This window comes from Rhizobium sp. SEMIA 4085, from assembly GCF_013004495.1.
GTDB classification, from domain to species: Bacteria; Pseudomonadota; Alphaproteobacteria; order Rhizobiales; family Rhizobiaceae; genus Rhizobium; species Rhizobium gallicum.
Window position 1 is genome coordinate 1 of the sequence record NZ_JABEPH010000582.1, and the last position, 2,310, is coordinate 2,310.

The window sequence follows — 2,310 nt, forward strand, 5'->3', positions numbered from 1 at the left end:
CCCTTTGCCCTCACCACTCCTTCCCACCGCCGGAACGCCCTCCCAGCTGTGGTTGGCCCTCGCCTCTGGTCTTGCCCACCCCCCCAGCGCTTTTTCCGGAAGAGCTGTTGCTCGAGCCGCTCTTCCCGTTGCCACCGCCGCCGTTGCCACCGCCGCCGTTGCCATTGCCGCCGCCGTTGCCGCCATTGCCGCCGTTGCCATTGCCGCCGCCATTGCCGTTGTTTCCACTCTTGGCCAGGGCAGACTGGGTGACCACGTCAAACGCGGATCCCTATATTTCAATCTTGTAGGGAAGGATTGAAAGGGAGACACCAACCAAAGCCCAACACAACGTGGCTCGAAAGTTACGACGCGTCGTCATCGCTGTTACCTGACGCGGGGTCAGAGCCCACGTCCTTTGTCAATTAAAGAGCGCACTTGGAGCAATGGCGAATATTCGGCTCGAAGGCGATGGGCAAAACCTGCTGAGCAAATTTACATGCAGCATCCAAGCAGCCGAAAAGGCCAGTCCAAGTTCTTGAGATTGCTCATGACGCATGCCGATCGTCAACCCTGCAAGCGCCTGATAAAGGAAGATCAGACCTTTCCTGCGAACGGGATCGGACCTTCGTCCGCTTGCGGATAGGACCAAAGTCCGGGGACAGATGAGGACTGGGAGGGCATGATCAACCCACGAGAGATATGTGCTCGCGTACTCTCGTTTCGTTCTGATGTGCAGGTCGCGTTCCGGAGACCGTAATGATCCCTCAATGGCTGGCGCTTCTGAAGAGGACCCACCCCCCGGGCGCGGTTACAAGTTTCTCGGCTGCTGCATTTGAGCTTACGGCCGCAATTAACCTACGCCTCGCCTTGAGGATGATCAAACCGACAGCAGAGTGTCTGGCCAGAGCCGAAGAATTTTATGAGCGAGCAAAGCTCTATAGCGAATTGCGCGAAGCCGGTTCGGCATCTACTATCAACGCGGAAAGACAACTGGCGGACGCTTTAAAATTGCTGACAGCGGAAATGCAGGTGTGCGATCCTGGGCGAAGTGCCAATGACATTGTCGTACGACACATCTTGACAGACGAACGTGCCAGGAGACCAGAACCACCTGACAAGGATCGGGAAGGCATTCCTCTCGAAGTTGGAGATTTCGATTGTCTCCGCTCAACTTCCTGCTGACCATATCCGGTGGTATGGAGCCGCTGCGACCGTTGAGACTTCCACCAATACCGACGACCATGTACTCGGCTCCGGTTCATGCGCCGGTCTCGATCACCGGATCCGCAGGGGTTCGTGCATTCCGCCAAATGCCACAATCTAGACAAGAAATTACCTAGACAATGGCGTGAACGGGATATCGGTAGAATCAGGCCAGTTCCTGATCGAGGGTCGACCACAAGGTCGGGGGTAGCGAGCTTGAAAGTCAGACGTGGCCGCGTTGGGCTCGTGCATGAGATGCCGGGTTGGCCAGCGCTGTGCAGTCGTTGGTTTGATGAAGCGCCTATCTTCGCCTGGAAGGGACAGCGTTCTCCGTCTCTTTCGACAGATCCGGCGACTTAAGTAGGGTGACTATTTGGCGCTGTCGTGACGCCAGTTCGGGGGACCAGATTGTCAGATGATCGACGCAAAGAACAATCCGTACCCCCCGGTTCCAAAACCGAAAATGGCGTGCCGGGCGACGACACTGCGCCGGTAGAGGTCGAACGCCGTCGTTATCCGCGATCGGCACAGCCAAGCAATGAAGAGCCTCCGGCTCCGCCAGCGTTGGAACCATTGCTGTTTTCCACGCGCGGGCTGGAACCGGCAGGTCAATTTGCGGCCTGGCAGGCCTATGTCGCTCCCCTTATAGACATTCGGCGTCCGGATTCCCCTTCGCAAGAAGCGGAGTTTGTAGCCGATCATGCGGCCTGGAATCTCGGCGGCATGCTGGTCGTTCAACAAAGCACCCCTGCCCACAGCTATGTGCGATCGGAGGCAAAGGTGCGGTCAAACCTCATCGATCATTGGCACATTTCGGTCCTGCGCAACGGGCGGACATGGACGGAAGTTGATGGGCATGTCTCGGAGGGCGAGCCAGGAAAGGTGGAACTGCGTTCCTTGGGACATCCATTTCGAGGCCGATCAACCGAGGCGCGGGTCCTCTCGCTTTATTTGCCGCGCGAACTGCTTTTTGATGTTCCCGCCTCCAGCGAAATCAAAAACAATGTCGCCTTGTCCGGAACATACACTAAACTGCTGATCGAATATCTGGATGGTGTCGAGGCAAACCTTTCACGTCTGGCTGCGGTGGACCTTCCTTACGTGGTCCAGACCACACGTGATATG

The 2,310-nt window shown here is 57.0% G+C and carries 2 protein-coding genes and 1 pseudogene; 2 read left to right on the forward strand and 1 reads right to left on the reverse strand.

What is annotated here, in order from left to right:
- Positions 1 to 213, reverse strand: a 213-nt coding sequence (locus C9413_RS32920; RefSeq protein ID WP_210263674.1) for a hypothetical protein, incomplete at its 3' end; no start/stop codon positions are given.
- 525 nt (positions 214 to 738) lie between these two features.
- Between C9413_RS32920 and C9413_RS31235 the strand changes: the two genes are divergently transcribed.
- Together C9413_RS31235 and C9413_RS31240 are read left to right on the forward strand one after the other, a co-directional pair.
- On the forward strand, positions 739 to 1,164 hold the full coding sequence (locus C9413_RS31235; RefSeq protein WP_052451789.1) for a hypothetical protein: 426 nt from the start codon (positions 739 to 741) through the stop codon (positions 1,162 to 1,164).
- Positions 1,165 to 1,653: 489 nt separating this feature from the next.
- Positions 1,654 to 2,310: pseudogene (locus C9413_RS31240) on the forward strand (AraC family transcriptional regulator); the annotation flags it as partial.

Excerpts from the sequence above, each read along its gene's own strand:
- C9413_RS31235 (WP_052451789.1), top strand. The coding sequence starts at position 739 with ATGATCCCTCAATGGCTGGCGCTTCTGAAGAGGACCCACCCCCCGGGC.